General features: G+C 50.6%; 15 protein-coding genes. 5 read left to right on the forward strand and 10 right to left on the reverse strand.

Translation table 11 applies throughout. The features are described from left to right. Window positions 1-30: 30 nt before the first annotated feature. The gene (locus AC6I4B_RS12805; RefSeq protein WP_497772142.1) at window positions 31-1,881 is read right to left on the reverse strand and encodes a bifunctional sugar phosphate isomerase/epimerase/4-hydroxyphenylpyruvate dioxygenase family protein; all 1,851 of its coding nucleotides are present in this window, start codon (window positions 1,879-1,881) and stop codon (window positions 31-33) included. A 133-nt stretch (window positions 1,882-2,014) separates the two neighbouring features. Between AC6I4B_RS12805 and AC6I4B_RS12810 the strand changes: the two genes are divergently transcribed. Continuing rightward, entirely contained in the window at window positions 2,015-2,653 is a 639-nt protein-coding gene (locus tag AC6I4B_RS12810) for a TetR/AcrR family transcriptional regulator (protein ID WP_497765600.1), read from the forward strand. Window positions 2,654-2,673: 20 nt separating this feature from the next. On the opposite strand, the gene fumD is transcribed toward AC6I4B_RS12810, so the two are convergent. Beyond that, window positions 2,674-2,889 (reverse strand): fumarate hydratase FumD, encoded by a 216-nt coding sequence (gene fumD / locus AC6I4B_RS12815; RefSeq protein ID WP_497765602.1) that lies wholly within the window; start codon window positions 2,887-2,889, stop codon window positions 2,674-2,676. 243 nt (window positions 2,890-3,132) lie between these two features. Here fumD and ynhH point away from each other — a divergent pair, with 243 nt between their 5' ends. The 3 genes from ynhH to AC6I4B_RS12830 all read left to right on the forward strand — a co-directional run bounded on the left by ynhH (window position 3,133) and on the right by AC6I4B_RS12830 (window position 5,300). Further along, window positions 3,133-3,333 (forward strand): protein YnhH, encoded by a 201-nt coding sequence (ynhH, locus tag AC6I4B_RS12820; protein WP_497772144.1) that lies wholly within the window; start codon window positions 3,133-3,135, stop codon window positions 3,331-3,333. Window positions 3,334-3,340: 7 nt separating this feature from the next. Continuing rightward, complete coding sequence (pykF, locus tag AC6I4B_RS12825) at window positions 3,341-4,753, forward strand: pyruvate kinase PykF (RefSeq protein WP_497765604.1); 1,413 nt, start codon at window positions 3,341-3,343, stop codon at window positions 4,751-4,753. Window positions 4,754-5,063: 310 nt separating this feature from the next. Next, window positions 5,064-5,300, forward strand: a complete 237-nt coding sequence (locus AC6I4B_RS12830) for a major outer membrane lipoprotein (RefSeq protein WP_002908860.1) — start codon at window positions 5,064-5,066, stop codon at window positions 5,298-5,300. Window positions 5,301-5,364: 64 nt separating this feature from the next. Here AC6I4B_RS12830 and ldtE read toward each other — a convergent pair whose 3' ends face one another. The 8 genes from ldtE to AC6I4B_RS12870 all read right to left on the reverse strand — a co-directional run bounded on the left by ldtE (window position 5,365) and on the right by AC6I4B_RS12870 (window position 13,619). Then, on the reverse strand, window positions 5,365-6,354 hold the full coding sequence (gene ldtE, locus AC6I4B_RS12835; RefSeq protein ID WP_497765605.1) for a L,D-transpeptidase LdtE: 990 nt from the start codon (window positions 6,352-6,354) through the stop codon (window positions 5,365-5,367). 109 nt (window positions 6,355-6,463) lie between these two features. After that, window positions 6,464-6,880: a cysteine desulfuration protein SufE gene (sufE, locus tag AC6I4B_RS12840; protein ID WP_497765606.1), complete on the reverse strand. Its 417-nt coding sequence runs from the start codon at window positions 6,878-6,880 to the stop codon at window positions 6,464-6,466. 16 nt (window positions 6,881-6,896) lie between these two features. Further along, window positions 6,897-8,117 carry a cysteine desulfurase SufS gene (sufS, locus tag AC6I4B_RS12845; RefSeq protein ID WP_497765608.1) on the reverse strand — a complete coding sequence of 407 codons (1,221 nt, stop codon included), beginning with the start codon at window positions 8,115-8,117 and terminating at the stop codon, window positions 6,897-6,899. After that, complete coding sequence (sufD, locus tag AC6I4B_RS12850) at window positions 8,114-9,388, reverse strand: Fe-S cluster assembly protein SufD (protein ID WP_497765609.1); 1,275 nt, start codon at window positions 9,386-9,388, stop codon at window positions 8,114-8,116. The genes sufS and sufD overlap by 4 nt, the downstream gene beginning before the upstream one ends. Then, the gene (gene sufC, locus AC6I4B_RS12855; RefSeq protein ID WP_497765611.1) at window positions 9,363-10,109 is read right to left on the reverse strand and encodes a Fe-S cluster assembly ATPase SufC; all 747 of its coding nucleotides are present in this window, start codon (window positions 10,107-10,109) and stop codon (window positions 9,363-9,365) included. The genes sufD and sufC overlap by 26 nt, the downstream gene beginning before the upstream one ends. Before the next feature lie 16 nt (window positions 10,110-10,125). Continuing rightward, window positions 10,126-11,613 carry a Fe-S cluster assembly protein SufB gene (gene sufB, locus AC6I4B_RS12860; RefSeq protein WP_497765612.1) on the reverse strand — a complete coding sequence of 496 codons (1,488 nt, stop codon included), beginning with the start codon at window positions 11,611-11,613 and terminating at the stop codon, window positions 10,126-10,128. Window positions 11,614-11,623: 10 nt separating this feature from the next. After that, window positions 11,624-11,992: a Fe-S cluster assembly scaffold SufA gene (gene sufA, locus AC6I4B_RS12865; RefSeq protein ID WP_497765613.1), complete on the reverse strand. Its 369-nt coding sequence runs from the start codon at window positions 11,990-11,992 to the stop codon at window positions 11,624-11,626. A 922-nt stretch (window positions 11,993-12,914) separates the two neighbouring features. After that, a complete protein-coding gene (locus AC6I4B_RS12870; protein WP_497765615.1) occupies window positions 12,915-13,619 on the reverse strand; it encodes an OB-fold protein in 705 nt (234 codons plus the stop codon). Window positions 13,620-13,909: 290 nt separating this feature from the next. Between AC6I4B_RS12870 and dgcJ the strand changes: the two genes are divergently transcribed. Continuing rightward, a complete protein-coding gene (dgcJ, locus tag AC6I4B_RS12875) occupies window positions 13,910-15,442 on the forward strand; it encodes a diguanylate cyclase DgcJ (protein WP_497765616.1) in 1,533 nt (510 codons plus the stop codon). Window positions 15,443-15,464 lie beyond the last annotated feature (22 nt).

The following is a 15,464-nucleotide window of genomic DNA, read 5'->3' on the forward strand; positions in this document are numbered from 1 at the left end:
GCATACGTACCGATTGGTACAGCTACGCGTCTAACGGTACTGCATTGCCGAAAGCCGCACGGCGGCGTTCACCGCCCCATACTGGGCATAGCCGTGGCGTCTTTCGGTTAATTCAAAGAAGAAACGGCCTTCGCTAAATGGCCAGGTATAACGGTGGAGAAACTCCCCGCCTGCGCTATCACGATCGTAGAGAATCTGTTGGCGTTGCAGTTGCGCAACTCGCTGCGGGTCACCAAAACGCGCCAGCAGATCGTCGTAGTAGTTGGCAGGAACAGACAGCGAGAGCGACGCCGCCAGCGGTTGGTTTTCCAGTAATGCCGGTAAATCATGGCAGGCAAACGCCGCATGTTGCAGACCCGCGCCCTGATAACAGGCGACCGAGCGGGCAATTTGCGTCGCCCGACTTTGCGAGATATTGAGCGCCAGACGGATATTTCCCTGCGGGCTTTGTACCGCCAGGCTGCGCACTAAACCATACGGATCGGGCAGGGTTTGTTCGTGTTCGAGCGTAAAGCCCAGCACCGCGCGGCAAAACATCACCCAGTTATCGCGGCTGTCGGCTTCCATCCCCAACGCCAGGTGGTCAATCCCCAGCAGTGCGCCGCCGTTGGCCGCCGCAGTCAAATTGAAATCTTGCGAGTAGATATCGAGATGGTCATCGACTAAATAGACCAGGCTGCCGTCTGGCGCACAGACTGCCGGAATGGTGCTTTCGTTCGGCCCCACTTCGCCCTGCCAGGTGGCATAGCCATAGGCTTTTGCGCGCGCTACGATGGGCGCGCTGTCGCTAACCCGCAGCGCCATCGCGCACAGTGAAACGCCATGACGCTGATAGAAGTGATCCGCCCAGCTATGAGGCTGATAGTTGATAATCACCCGCGCCCCGCCGTTGCTCCACAGCGCCACTTGTTTTGAGCGGTGCATTCCCGCCAACTGGAAGCCCATGCCGCTGAGCATGGTGCTGAGTTTTTTTGCCTCCGCTGGGCTTGCGGCAAACTCGATAAATTCAGTGCCTTTGAATGTGGGCAAATCCGCCGTGTGGAACAGGTCAGCGTCGTTGTGCGCCAGCGCGCGGTAAGTTTGTTCTTCCAGCCACAGCAGTGAACGGTAGCCATCTTTGGCGGTAGAACCGTTGGGCGAAGCGCGAAAACCGTCGTTAAAAATTTCCAGCGACCACGGCCCGCGATAGCCAAGGCGGGTCAGTTCACTGGCAAATTCCACCAGCGGTAACTCCCCTTGCCCCGGGAAACAGCGGAAATGGCGGCTCCATTCGAGCACATCCATTTTCATCAGCGGTGCATCGGCAAGTTGCAGGAAGGTGATTTTATCCATCGGCACTTCATGTAGCCGCCGCAGGTCATCGCCCAGCGACAAGATATGGAAGCTATCCAGCACAATGCCAAGCGCCGGGCTATTCACCGCTTTCACCCGTTGCCAGGCCTGATACCAACGGTTGACGTGAGTTCCCCAGGCCAGCGCTTCATAACCGATATGGATATTTTCCTGCTCCGCTAACGTTGCCAGCGCGCGCAAGTCGGCGACCTGCTGGTCAAAATCTGCAGAACAATCTGCCTGTACGTTGCTGCACAGCAGTAAGGTGTCGCAGCCCAGTTCATGCATCAGCGCAAACTTACGCTTTGCTCTTTCCATGTTCGCGGTAAACTGGGCGCGAGTGCTGCCTTCAAAGTCTCGAAACGGTTGAAACAGTGTGATTTTTAGCCCCAGATCGTCGGCCATGTTTCGGATATCGGTCGGCGTACCGGTATAATAGAGCAGATCATTTTCGAAGATTTCAACGCCCTGATAGCCCGCCGCCGCGATGGCGCTTAGCTTTTCAGGCAGGGTTCCAGAAATAGACACGGTAGCAATCGAACGCAACATGGTTTCACCTGGCTCATACTGTGACAGTTGCATCGAATATGAATCATTTGGTTCAGCCATGCCAGAATTAGTTGCCAATTTGTGATCATTATGTGTATTTTCTGTGCCACTGGAAAAGTCAACAGGAGTTGTTATGTCCACCCTCGTTCCCGATGAAGCTCAATCGCTTAAAACCCGTATTTTTACCGCTGCGATCGCCGTTTTCGCCGAACATGGGCTGGCTGGAGCCAGGATGGAACAAATCGCCGGAGAGGCGCAAACCACCAAGCGCATGGTGGTTTATTACTTCAAAACCAAAGAGCAGTTGTACCAGGCGGTACTGGAATATGTGTATACCCGCATTCGCGAAACGGAGCAGCAGCTAGGGCTTGAGAATCAACCGCCGGTTGAAGCATTGGTGCAACTGGTGAAATGGAGCGTGCGCTATCATGCCGAACATGCTGATTTTATGCGGATTATTTGCATGGAGAACATGCAACGAGGCAAATGGCTGCTGGCGTCGGGAAACCTGAAGCGGTTGAACAAAAGCGCCCTTTCGCTGCTGGAGCATATTTTACATCGCGGGCAGCAACAGGGCATTTTTCAACCCGCGCTGGAAGCACGGGATGTCCATCGCTTGATCAGTAGCTTTAGCTTTTACCAGGTATCCAACTTCTACAGCTTTAATAGCCTCTATCTGGAGGGGCCGCTTCCGGACATCGATGACGATACGCTCATCGCCCACCATAGCGAGCTGGCGGTTAAAGCGATTCTGCGCTTTGTCATCGCGTAATTATTCTTAATATCAGGTGGTTATGCCTGGCCTGCCAGCGCAGCTACCACCCTTTGCATCGCTTCGCGCGTTAATTCTGAACGCTGAACTTTGCTATTCGCCAACTCGGTTCGTAGCACACCAGCGATAACAATATGTTTCGGTTCTTGCCCAAGATCGCGCATTTCGAGTACCACTTTACCCACCACGCGACACATCTCCTGGTATAAAACGTCGTCTTTTGTCAGATTTCCCATCGTTTACGCTCGCTAATTTCCATTAAGAATCAAATTATTATTGTTTCTTTTGAGCGACAAAGCAAATTGCCACACCGTGCTGATACCATGTTGTTGCGCACCGAAACTGTTACAGTTTCACACAAAAATCGTTTTTGTTTTGTTAATTAACACATTTTGTTTTTGAAACAGCGTTTTTATTTTCTTTTTTGCGTATTACATCGTATAATCCGCACCGTTTCTTTCTTGAATGGTTTCAGCTCATTGGACTGCATTAATAAACGATTAAAACATCGCCTATTTAACTATGCTGAACCTCTAGCACACTTTCCTCTGCACGCTTTTTTTATGTCACCTATTCTTATGGCGTGGCATAGCAACTTTCGTAACACAGGTTTGACTCCGTGGCCGTGCGCGCATGGGGCGAGAATTTCATATCCTTTCCAATCTCAACTTAAAGACTAAGACTGTCATGAAAAAGACCAAAATTGTTTGCACCATCGGGCCGAAAACCGAATCCGAAGAGATGTTAGGCAAAATGCTCGACGCGGGCATGAACGTTATGCGTCTGAACTTCTCTCACGGCGACTATGCTGAACACGGTCAGCGCATCAAGAATCTGCGCAACGTGATGAGCAAAACCGGTAAGAAAGCCGCTATCCTGCTGGATACCAAAGGCCCAGAAATCCGTACTATCAAGCTGGAAGGCGGTAACGACGTTTCCCTGAAAGCTGGCCAGACCTTCACTTTCACCACTGATAAGTCCGTTGTCGGTAACAGCGAAATCGTTGCTGTCACCTATGAAGGCTTCACCAAAGACCTGAGCGTTGGCAACACCGTACTGGTAGACGATGGTCTGATCGGTATGGAAGTTACCGCTATCGAAGGTAACAAAGTTATCTGTAAAGTGCTGAACAACGGCGACCTGGGTGAAAACAAAGGCGTTAACCTGCCGGGCGTTTCCATCGCGCTGCCAGCACTGGCTGAGAAAGACAAACAAGATCTGATCTTCGGTTGCGAGCAAGGCGTTGACTTCGTTGCTGCGTCCTTCATCCGTAAACGTTCTGACGTTATCGAAATCCGTGAGCACCTGAAAGCGCACGGCGGCGAAAACATCCAGATTATCTCCAAAATTGAAAACCAGGAAGGCCTGAACAACTTCGACGAAATCCTCGAAGCGTCTGACGGTATCATGGTTGCTCGTGGCGACATGGGCGTTGAAATCCCGGTTGAAGAAGTTATCTTCGCCCAGAAAATGATCATCGAAAAATGTATCCGCGCACGTAAAGTCGTTATCACTGCGACCCAGATGCTGGATTCCATGATCAAAAACCCACGCCCTACCCGCGCTGAAGCAGGCGACGTGGCTAACGCCATCCTCGACGGTACTGACGCAGTTATGCTGTCTGGCGAATCCGCTAAAGGTAAATACCCGCTGGAAGCTGTGACCATCATGGCAACCATCTGCGAACGTACCGACCGCGTGATGACCAGCCGTCTGGATTTCAACCACGACAGCCGTAAACTGCGCATCACCGAAGCAGTCTGCCGCGGTGCGGTTGAAACGGCTGAAAAACTGGACGCACCGCTGATCGTCGTTGCAACCCAGGGCGGTAAATCTGCTCGCGCTATCCGTAAATACTTCCCGGATGCCACCATCCTGGCGCTGACCACCAACGAAACAACCGCTCGTCAGCTGGTGCTGAGCAAAGGCGTTGTGGCGCAGGTAGTCAAAGAAATCAACTCTACCGATGATTTCTACCGTCTGGGTAAAGAAGTCGCTGTTGAAAGCGGTCTGGCACAGAAAGGCGACGTTGTAGTGATGGTTTCTGGCGCCCTGGTACCAAGCGGAACCACCAACACTGCTTCCGTACACGTACTGTAATAATCAACATACTTATTATAGTTTGCTTAAAAAGCGCCCATTGGGCGCTTTTTTTATACACTCTGATAACACTGCTCAATAAAAAAGCAAATAGGATTTCACTATTTAATCTTCGATTATCTAAGATGAATCCGATGGAAGTTCCCTGTTTTCACAGACTTTTTCCCTACTAAAACGTAAAGTCGATGGTTCTTTGAGCGAACGATCAAAAATAAGGGAAAACGCATAAAAAAATATTCTCAATATAAAAAAGTTTGTGTAATACTTGTAACGCTACATGGAGATTAACTCAATCTAGAGGGTATTTATAATGAATCGTACTAAACTGGTACTGGGCGCGGTAATCCTGGGTTCTACTCTGCTGGCAGGTTGCTCCAGCAATGCTAAAATCGATCAGCTGTCTTCTGACGTTCAGACTCTGAACGCTAAAGTTGACCAGCTGAGCAACGACGTGAACGCAATGCGTTCCGACGTTCAGGCTGCTAAAGACGACGCAGCTCGTGCTAACCAGCGTCTGGACAACCAGGCTCACTCTTACCGTAAGTAAGAGTTCTGGTAATAAAAATGGCGCACATTGTGCGCCATTTTTTTTGTCTGTGATAGCCCTTCCCTTACTGTGTGACCTTCCCTGAGTTTGCCTCGTTTTGCACCGACAGCACTGGCGCTGCCGCCGCGGTCGTCCCCTTCGCGTCAGACACAATCACCGGATAGCCAGCACGCCGTGCCAACGTTTTCTGTACCTGAGCGTCGTTCACACTGCCATGATCGGCAAATTGCTTAAAGCCCGATGACAACGTCAACTTCATGGTTTGCGTGTCCTGCGCGTCGCTTTGCGACAACGGGCGATGCACTTCAAGATAACCCGCGCCATTCGGCTCCAGCGAATATTTCACCGGCTCGTTGATAATCCGCACCGGCGTACCGCTGCGCACCTGAGCAAACAGCGCTTTAATATCCGGGGCGTTCATTCGAATACAGCCAGAGCTTACGCGCAGCCCGACGCTGTCCGGTGCGCTAGTGCCGTGAATCAGGTATTCACCATTGCCATATGCTAAACGCAGCGCAAAGCGCCCCAGCGGGTTATTTGGCCCCGCAGGGACAACCGCAGGCAACGTGACACCGCGCTCCAGCGAACGGGCGCGTATACCCGGCGTTGGCGTCCACGTTGGGTTCGGGATTTTTTGCCCGATGCGAGTGGTCATTTCCGGCGTTTCCAGCCCTTGCAGGCCAATGCCGATAGGATAAACCTGCACTAGCTGCTGGCCCGGCGGGAAGTAATACAGCCGCAGTTCCGCCAGGTTCACCACAATCCCTTCACGCGGAACATCCGGCAGAAGCATTTGCGACGGGATAGTGACTACCGTGCCCGGTTTCGGCACCGGAGCGATCGTATTGTTGGCCTCCAGGATCAGCATAGCGGCGGTATCAAAACGCCGGGCGATGGCCTGTAGGTTTTTATCCCCCTCCTGAACGGTGTAGGTTTGATTGTGGCCGATTAAACGACTGTTGGCAGGGGGTAACGGGTAATCGACTGCCCAGGCGCTTGAGAACGCGCTGAGGGCGCTTAAAATGCTGAGGGTTAAGAGGGACGCGCGCTTCATATCTGGATTCCTTATTCATATTCACTGACACAATGCCAGAAAGCTGAACTACCCGTTGGCGGGCTCGCGGCCCGCCTTGCGTAACAGAATGAAAGCTGTCTTTTCTATATTAGCTAAAACTCGCCGCCTGCGTGCGAATTGCGCGGATCATCGCTTCCAGCCCCTGCGAGCGCGAGGGCGTGAGGTGTTTCGCCAGCGCCAGTTTTTCAAACCAGGGGCGAACATCAAACGCTACAATATCGGCGGCGGTCATCCCATCATAGAGAATAAAGACGACAGCAATCAACCCTTTAACGATTGCCGCATCGCTATCCCCCTCAAAAGCAACCCGCCCCTGCTCATCGCTCGCCATCACAATCCATACCTGGCTTTGGCAACCCTGGATAAGATGTTCAGCGCGATGTTTTTCTGGGCTAAGCGCCGGTAAACGCTGGCCTAACTCAATGATATAGAGATATTTTTCTTCCCAGTTGGCGCAACGGTTGAAGTTGCGCACCAGTTTGTCTTTATCCGGTAAAGCCGCCATTGATTGGCACTCCCTGTTAAGCCAGCAAACGCTGAATACGCTGTAACCCAGCCACCAGCCGGTCAACCTCTTCCACGGTGTTATACATCGCCAGCGAGGCCCGACACATGGCGGGAACCTGATAAAAATCCATCAGCGGCATTGCGCAATGATGCCCGGTGCGCACCGCAATGCCGTAGTTATCGAGGAAGCTCCCCACGTCGTAAGCGTGGTGTTGGCCTAAATTAAACGCGATAACGCCTAGCCGTTGTGCGGGGCCGTACAGATGCAGCTCGGGCACATTTGCCAGCGCGTCCAAGGCGTAGCGCATCAGCGTCTGCTCATATTCCGCGATAGCGGTAAGCCCCAGCGCGCTAACGTAATCCAGCGCAGCCCCCAGGCCGATGATCCCGCCAGTGTTCGGCGTACCCGCTTCAAATCGCCACGGCGCTTTTGCCCATGTCGTGCCTTGCGTCAGGCTTACCGTGGCAATCATCGCCCCACCGCCTTCCCACGGCGGCATCGCCTGTAAGATGTCCGATTTCACATACAGCGCGCCAATGCCGGTTGGCCCATACAGCTTATGGCCGGAGAAGGCGTAAAAATCGCAGTCCAGTGCCTGCACATCGACGGGCAAGTGCATAACCGCCTGCGCCCCGTCCACCAGCACTTTTGCGCCATGCTGGCGCGCCAATGCAATGAGCGCGGTGAGGGGATTTTCCGTGCCCAGCACATTCGACACCTGCGCCACTGCCAGTAATTTGGTTTTATCGTCAAATAACGTGGCGGCGATATCCCGTTGTAATGTGCCGTCGGCATTTAGCGGGATCACCCGCAGTTGCGCGCCGCTACGGGCGCAAAGCATCTGCCACGGCACAATGTTGGCATGATGTTCCATCGCGGTAATCACGATATTGTCACCCGCCACAACGTTGGCGTTACCCCAGCTATTCGCCACCAGGTTAATCGCCTCGGTAGTGCCGCGCACGAAGACGATTTCTTCCGCGCTGGCGGCGTTCAAAAACGTGGCGACTTTCTGCCGCACCTCTTCCATCCGCGCCGTGGCCTCGGCGCTGAGAGTGTGAATCCCCCGGTGTACCGCCGCATAGCCGTGGCGATAAAATGTCGCTTCAGCGTGGATTACCGCCTCCGGTTTTTGCGCACTGGCGGCAGAATCGAGATACACCAGCGGCTGGCCATTGACTTCGCGAGCTAAAATAGGGAAATCCCCGCGCACCTGTTGTACTGAAAAGGTCATAAGTTGCCTCCTGCCAAACGCTGCCCAATGCGCGCTAACACGGACTGTTTAAGCGGCTCCAGGACAATGGCATCCGTCAACCCGGCGGCAAACGCATGGAGGAGGATGTTCCTCGCCTCCTCCTGCGCAATCCCGCGCGAGCGGAGATAAAAGAGCTGTTCGTCGTCGATTCGCCCCACCGTCGCGCCGTGGCTGCACTTCACGTCATCGGCGTATATTTCTAACTGCGGTTTGGTATCGACTTCCGCCAGACGCCCCAGCAACAGGTTGTTGTTGGTCATCTGTCCGTCGGTTTTTATCGCATGTGGCGCAACGGTAATCACCCCGTTAAACACCGCCCGACCTTTGTCATTGACGATGGTTTTGTGCAACTGGCGGCTATTACAGTAGCCCTGATTGTGCTCAAGCCAGGTGCGGGTGTCGCAAACCTCGTTATTGACCGGCATCGCCAGGCTATTGAGCCGTAGCGTGCTGTTCTCACCATTCAACTGCGTGCTGGTGTGATGGCGCGTCACCGCCGCGCCCAGCAAAAAGCTGTGGCTGGCCGCCAGAGCATCACGCCCCAGGCGTAGATCGTTATGCGCAAAGTGATAGCTCTGGGCGTTTTCAAAACCAAACTTAACATGCTGGAGCTGTGCGTTATCGGCCACCGTCATGGTCAAGCGCGCGCCGGTAAAATGGCGCCACGCGTTCAGACTGACATACTGCTCAATCAGCATGGCTTGCGCGCCTTCGTCCAGTTGTAAATGGTGACGATAATGCGCGGTGTTCATTTCGTCCGTCTCCAGACCACGGGTAATATGCAGCAACAGCAACGGCCTGGCGGGACGTTGATGGCGTCCCACCTGAATATGGGTGACGCTGGTGGCGAGGCTTTCCGTCAGATGTAAGAACACCTCACCGCGAATAGCCTCCGGCAGCGACTGTCGTTGGTCGTCCACGCGCACCACAAAACCGCTGTCGGTAAGGTCGTCACTCAATTCTGCGACATACTGCCCGTCTACAAAGACTAACCGCCACGCATCGAGCGCCAGCGCGTGCGCATCACGTTCGGCAGCGCTCAGCGCAGGCAGTGCTGGTGCAACAAAGGTGCTCGCCAACAACTTGTCCAGCGGGGTGTATTTCCACTCTTCATCTTTGCGCGTTGGCAGCCCCAGGCACTGTAGCTGCTGGAGATGCTGCTGCGCCTGAGTGGACACCGACCCACCGCGCGACTGAAACAGCGTTTGCCATTGTTGTAACGCGCTATTGTTGTTCGCTAAGCCAGCCATAGCCCTGCTCCTCCAGTTGTTTCACCAGTGTGAAGTCACCGGATTTCACAATGCGCCCCTGGTAAAGCACATGCACCACGTCGGGCTTGATATAGTCCAGAATGCGTTGGTAGTGCGTCACAATAATGAACGCCCGCTTACCGTCGCGCAGTGAGTTCACGCCGTCGGCTACGATCTTCAACGCATCAATATCCAGCCCTGAGTCTGTTTCATCCAGTATGCACAGCGCCGGTTCCAGTACCGCCATCTGGAGAATATCGTTACGTTTTTTCTCACCGCCGGAAAAACCGACGTTGACCGAGCGGGTGAGCAAATCTGCGGGCATTTTGAGCAACTCAATTTTTTCTTCCATCAGATCCTGAAAATCAAAGCGATCCAACGGTTCCTGACCACGATGTGCTCGCACCGCATTCAGCGCGGTTTGCAGGAAAAATTGGTTACTGACGCCGGGAATTTCAACCGGATACTGGAAGGCCATAAAAATACCTTCGCCCGCGCGTTCTTCCGCTGACAGCGCCAGCAAGTCGTTGCCGTTAAAGCTCACCGCCCCGCCCGTGACGGTGTAATCCTCACGTCCGGCAAGCGTGGCAGAGAGCGTACTTTTACCGGAACCATTCGGCCCCATAATGGCGTGCACTTCACCAGGGCGAACTTCCAGATTCACGCCACGGAGGATGGCTTTATCGTCAACGGCAACCTGTAACTCTTTAATACTCAACATATTGTTCCCTTAATCTTTAACCGACGCTGTGTTCAAGGCTGATAGCCAGCAGTTTTTGTGCTTCCACGGCAAACTCCAGCGGTAGCTCAGAGAAAACATCCTTACAAAAACCGTTAACAATCATTGAAATAGCGTCATCCTCGCTGATACCGCGCTGTAGGCAGTAGAACAGCTGGTCTTCGCCAATCCGTGACGTTGTCGCTTCATGTTCCAGTTGGGCGCTGTTGTTGCGGCACTCGACGTAGGGGAATGTGTGCGCGCCGCAGTCCGGGCCAATCAACATGGAGTCACATTGGGTGTAATTACGGGCGTTGGTCGCCGTCGGCATGATTTTGACCAGCCCCCGGTAGCTGTTCTGGCTGTGCCCTGCGGAGATCCCTTTTGAGATAATGGTCGATTTGGTGTTTTTACCAATGTGGATCATCTTGGTGCCGGTATCGGCCTGCTGATGACCGCTGGTCAGCGCGACTGAGAAGAACTCGCCCACGGAGTTATCCCCGCGCAAAATACAGCTCGGGTATTTCCAGGTGATCGCCGAGCCGGTTTCCGACTGTGTCCAGGACATTTTGCTGTTTTCGCCTTCGCACAGCGCGCGCTTGGTGACAAAGTTGAGAATACCGCCGCTGTTGTTATCGCCGGGGAACCAGTTCTGTACGGTGGAGTATTTTACCTCCGCGTCTTTATGGATAATCACCTCAACAACCGCCGCATGTAGCTGGTAACTGTCGCGAACGGGCGCTGAACAGCCTTCAATATAGCTAACATAGCTGCCTTCATCGGCAATCAGGATGGTGCGTTCAAACTGACCGGTTTTTTCAGCATTAATGCGGAAATAGGTTGAAAGCTCCATCGGACAGCGCACACCTTTCGGGATATAAATAAATGTGCCGTCTGAGGCCACTGCGGCGTTAAGTGCGGCAAAGAAGTTGTCGTTTGCCGGAACTACCGTGCCGAGATAACGCTGTACCAGTTCAGAATGCTCGTGAATCGCTTCGCCAAAGGAGCAAAAGATGATGCCCTGCTCGGCCAGTTTTTCCCGATATGTTGTCGCCACCGACACCGAGTCAAAAATGGCGTCCACCGCCACTTCTTTACCTTCACGTACCGGCACACCGAGCTGATTAAATGCGGCTTCCACTTCATCCGTTAAAAAGCCGCCCGTTCCGGTTTGTTGTTGCGCCCCCGGCTGCGACGCGCAGGTGTCATCGCAATTACCACAAGATGGCGCCGAGTAATAGCTGTAGTCCTGATAGTTGAGCCTGTCGTAATGCGCCTTCAGCCAGTGTGGTTCTTCCATTTCTAGCCAGGCATTAAAAGCTTTAAGGCGAAACTCCAGCATCCATTCGGGTTCATTACGTCTGGCTGAAATTGCTCGCACCACCTCTTCGTTGATGCCTTTTGCCAGTTCGTCAGTTTGCAGACGGGTGAAAAAGCCCTCTTTATAGTTGAGCGGGCCGCCCGTCCAGCTTTGGACATCGTCAGTTGCGTCAGTATTACGCGTCATTATGTACCGCCTATACCCCGAAGCTTTCGCCGCAGCCACATTCGTTCTGCGCCTTCGGGTTATGATATTTAAATAGCTGATTCAGGCCTTCGCGCACGTAATCCACTTCCGTGCCGTCAAGAAACGGCATTGCGCGTAAAGGAACCCACAGCTTTGCGCCATCGGATTCAAACAACAGATCGTCTTTATCCGGCTCGCTGACCGCGTCCAGCACATAACCAAAGCCCGCACAGCCGGTTTGTTTCACCCCTAAGCGCACGCCCTGAATCCCCGGCTGCTGTTTTACCAGCTCCCGGATATGCGCCGCCGCAGGCGGTGTGAGCGTGACACCACGCCAGGTCACATCGTTAGGGTCAAAAGTTCCTGAATGCAAATCCATAGGTCTACCTCATAGTGGAGCCACAAAAGGGATAACGCTATGTTAGTGATAATGATTATCACTTCAACCCGTGCCGAGTGGGGGTATTCCCCTCTGCGCCCATCCGTCATGGCTTTTTATAAGCATAGACCCTGCCGCCAGCGGCGAGTGGGATAGATGAATTTTTACAATGCTTTGAAAAATAATGGATTTATTAAGAATGAAAGGTATCAGGGAAGAGAAAGATAAAGATGCATAGCCAATACCTATTTATTTGATAGTTTTTTGGCTGTTCTGTGAATCAAAGGGTTAGAGGGTTATCAAGAGGTTAGCAAAACCACCCGTAGCGATCCGTGCATACGTACCATTGGCGGTAGCCGTTTGTCGGATAAAGACGATTTAACGAGGCCTTCGACTCCGCTACCTTTTGTTACCTTTCTTGAATATTTGCCATGACAGTTATATTGTTTATGTTATGAATATGAAAGAGTTGGCGCAAAACGAACCACCATCATCATCGGTTTTGAGTTGTTTTGCGCTAATTTTTTACCCCATAAATCCAATATCAATGAAACCGATCGATTGCGAGATTTCGGTCGAAATGACCAATTAGCCCAAAAAACCTTATCAGTGAATCGTTACCATAAAGTCAAAAATGAGGTGAATGTATGTGGTGGTTTATTGGCATCCTTGCCGTCGTTTTTCTATTTGTGGTACTCGTTATCAGGTCGAAAATACAAGATGTTGACGATGATTATTAAGATTCAATCCTATCCGCGACAGCCATTTTTAGCTTACGCAGCTGACGCATGTAGCGAGTCATTAGTCAGCCCTCCTCCCGCGCGTTTTCTCAGGAAATAAGAGGAGCGGTAAGTGTCAACGGAGTCAACCTCTCCAAAAAACCCGCCGAAGCGGGTTTATTTCAACGGAAGTGGCGTTACCGTCAATGATCTTTAGCCAGTTCCTCGATACGTTGTTTCTGACTGTCTGTGGTTTTCGAGGCGGCATGAAGTAACGCATCAGTGCATGTACGCCCGGGCTTGCTGCATGATTTCGCTATTGTGTTTTTATTATCTTCGTAAACGACACGAATAGCCGCCTGGAATTTGTTGGTGATTTTATCCTCCAGCAGCATAGCGACGATATCTGCGCGTGTTTTCTTTGCCGAATCTTCAGTAAAAGTGCATTTCTTCAGCATCGGAGTGTGCATGATGTATTTATCCATCGAGCATAAGAAATCAATTTTTGACCCTTTCTCTAACTGAAGTATTTTCTCATCATCCCCATTGACATACAGAAAGACGTTTTGGAATTCATTATTCCCATCTACCTTAACATAAGCATCACCAGTAACGTTTTCACCGATTTCTGATGCAACAGACTTCACTCGAACCCGCTTGCCCTTAAGTTTTTTATTTGCCGCCAACTCGTTCTTTTCATACATCGCAAGCAGTTGAGATGCAGAGTAAGGGCCAACAACTGAAGCACCTATTGTGGAGTCACCGCCTCTCATAAATGTGGCATACTCGTTGTCTGCTATTGATTCAACCAGATTGATATAATTAGGATCTTTTACGGTGGATTCATCTGCCAATACTGAATGCGAAACGACGGCGACAAGTAACATCGCGAAAGTTCTCTTCTTCATCCACTTACATCCTATTGCCGTTAAATGAGCACACCTGCAAGGTGTATTTTATAATCTGATGCTACCATAGAGAACAGTTGTAATGAACTGTTCAGTATTAACCTGGTAGCCAAATCAGAGCACCGTTATCCCATTGCGGGTGTCGTCTGTATAACTGCTGAAAAATTAGGAAGATATAATCATCATCATAAAATAAGGATATTTTCTCAAATTCAACATGAGATATGTTTATTCAACTGGTAAAATATAAAAAATCATTGTAAAAATTGCACATCAAAGGCTTCACCATTGTGTTACACAAAAAAAACTTCATTGCTACTAGTGTTATCACCGTTCTCACAACCACCCTCTTTGTATCGATTTTGGCCGATGAAGTAAAACAGCTACACAACTACTTAAAGTATATTGTCGAAAACGGCAAATCGGCGTTATCTTTTGAGGAGTACCTCAATAAGAAAACGGCATTCACTTTATCGAAAAATTTTTCAGCGCAGGATTCACAAAATAAAGATAACGATACTCAGGATATCTGCGCCAATGTTGAAAAAATCGGTGATATTTCAGGCATTAACCTGACGAACAAAAATTTTCACGGCATTGACGGTACGTTGCAAACACGAAATGCAGACTGTCAGACCTGGAGTCGTGATTTCCCGGCATTAGCAGATATCAATCACGTTAGATTAAAAAGAGAAGGCGAATACAGCTTTTCAAACTACACTGGCTATCGGTTCGATGAGATCAAATATTATATTGATCTTGCTAACAATTACATCTATATCAATAAGCCAGTCAATTCCGGCCACTACACTTTTAATAACTGGTTAGTAGACAATGGCCACACTATCGACATCTCAAAGAGCGCCCAATCGATAAAAATAGAATACTCTGCGCTTACCGATCTTTTTTCAGGTAATAGTATCACCTCGCGTATCTACGAAGATGGATACACTCAGAAAAAAATCATCAGTATGCTTACCCCTGTTTTTAACAATGGTAACCTGAAAGGTATTTTTATCACTAATATCGGCATTGAGAGCCTTGCAAAATCATTCTATACCGTTGACCGTCCCTATTTATGGGAATTTCTCAATATCTATGTGACAGATAACAACACAGGTGCAGAGATTGCATTCCATAAATCAAAATCCCCTTCACCATTCACCTTAGATTACGAAGAAGAAGCGACCAAGTACTACACCCTGCACATTAAACTGGATTACCTGTACATTTTAATGCGTAATGCATGGTTAGTGATTTTGTATATAGTAAGCACGGTTCTACTTTGCAAGTATACAAAGTTCCAGCTTATAAAACATGAATCATTATCGAAGGGTCGCGTTACAGATACCATGACGGGGCTATATAACAGAAAAATCATAACCCCTGCTCTGCATGAAAAAATAGAGCGGTTAATTGAAAGCGACGTTTCCATCTGTGTTATTGCCATAGACAGCGATGGTCTAAAAAAGATCAATGATACACAAGGGCAGCATATGGGGGATAAAGTTATTCAAAATCTTGGTCTGGCATTGGCCCAGTCTATTCGCAAGAGTGATTATGGCATACGCCTTGGCGGCGATAAATTTAGTTTGATCCTCATTGATAACACACAGGCAAGCGCCTATGAGGTTATCTCACGCGTCCATGAAAAACTTGCCGTCATTGACAGAGATAAGCTGATCAACTTCTCTTATGGCTGTTACCAACTACGCAAAAATGACACGCTAGAATCTGCATTTATTAAGGCTGACAGCCTGCTGTATCAGCACAAACGTGATAAATACGCGTTTCGCCACGCTGAGATGCCAAACCATTCCTGAGCAAGTCAGTCGTGCTATCAGC

The organism is Kluyvera fluvialis (assembly GCF_059725275.1).

Bases quoted from the DNA above. Each gene is read 5' to 3' on its own strand.
- AC6I4B_RS12805 (WP_497772142.1), bottom strand. From the start codon at position 1,881: ATGTTGCGTTCGATTGCTACCGTGTCTATTTCTGGAACCCTGCCTGAA.
- sufA (WP_497765613.1), bottom strand. From the start codon at position 11,992: ATGGATTTGCATTCAGGAACTTTTGACCCTAACGATGTGACCTGGCGT.
- fumD (WP_497765602.1), bottom strand. From the start codon at position 2,889: ATGGGAAATCTGACAAAAGACGACGTTTTATACCAGGAGATGTGTCGC.
- pykF (WP_497765604.1), top strand. From the start codon at position 3,341: ATGAAAAAGACCAAAATTGTTTGCACCATCGGGCCGAAAACCGAATCC.
- sufE (WP_497765606.1), bottom strand. From the start codon at position 6,880: ATGGCGGCTTTACCGGATAAAGACAAACTGGTGCGCAACTTCAACCGT.
- sufS (WP_497765608.1), bottom strand. From the start codon at position 8,117: ATGACCTTTTCAGTACAACAGGTGCGCGGGGATTTCCCTATTTTAGCT.
- AC6I4B_RS12830 (WP_002908860.1), top strand. From the start codon at position 5,064: ATGAATCGTACTAAACTGGTACTGGGCGCGGTAATCCTGGGTTCTACT.
- sufD (WP_497765609.1), bottom strand. From the start codon at position 9,388: ATGGCTGGCTTAGCGAACAACAATAGCGCGTTACAACAATGGCAAACG.
- sufB (WP_497765612.1), bottom strand. From the start codon at position 11,613: ATGACGCGTAATACTGACGCAACTGACGATGTCCAAAGCTGGACGGGC.
- AC6I4B_RS12870 (WP_497765615.1), bottom strand. From the start codon at position 13,619: ATGAAGAAGAGAACTTTCGCGATGTTACTTGTCGCCGTCGTTTCGCAT.
- sufC (WP_497765611.1), bottom strand. From the start codon at position 10,109: ATGTTGAGTATTAAAGAGTTACAGGTTGCCGTTGACGATAAAGCCATC.
- ldtE (WP_497765605.1), bottom strand. From the start codon at position 6,354: ATGAAGCGCGCGTCCCTCTTAACCCTCAGCATTTTAAGCGCCCTCAGC.
- AC6I4B_RS12810 (WP_497765600.1), top strand. From the start codon at position 2,015: ATGTCCACCCTCGTTCCCGATGAAGCTCAATCGCTTAAAACCCGTATT.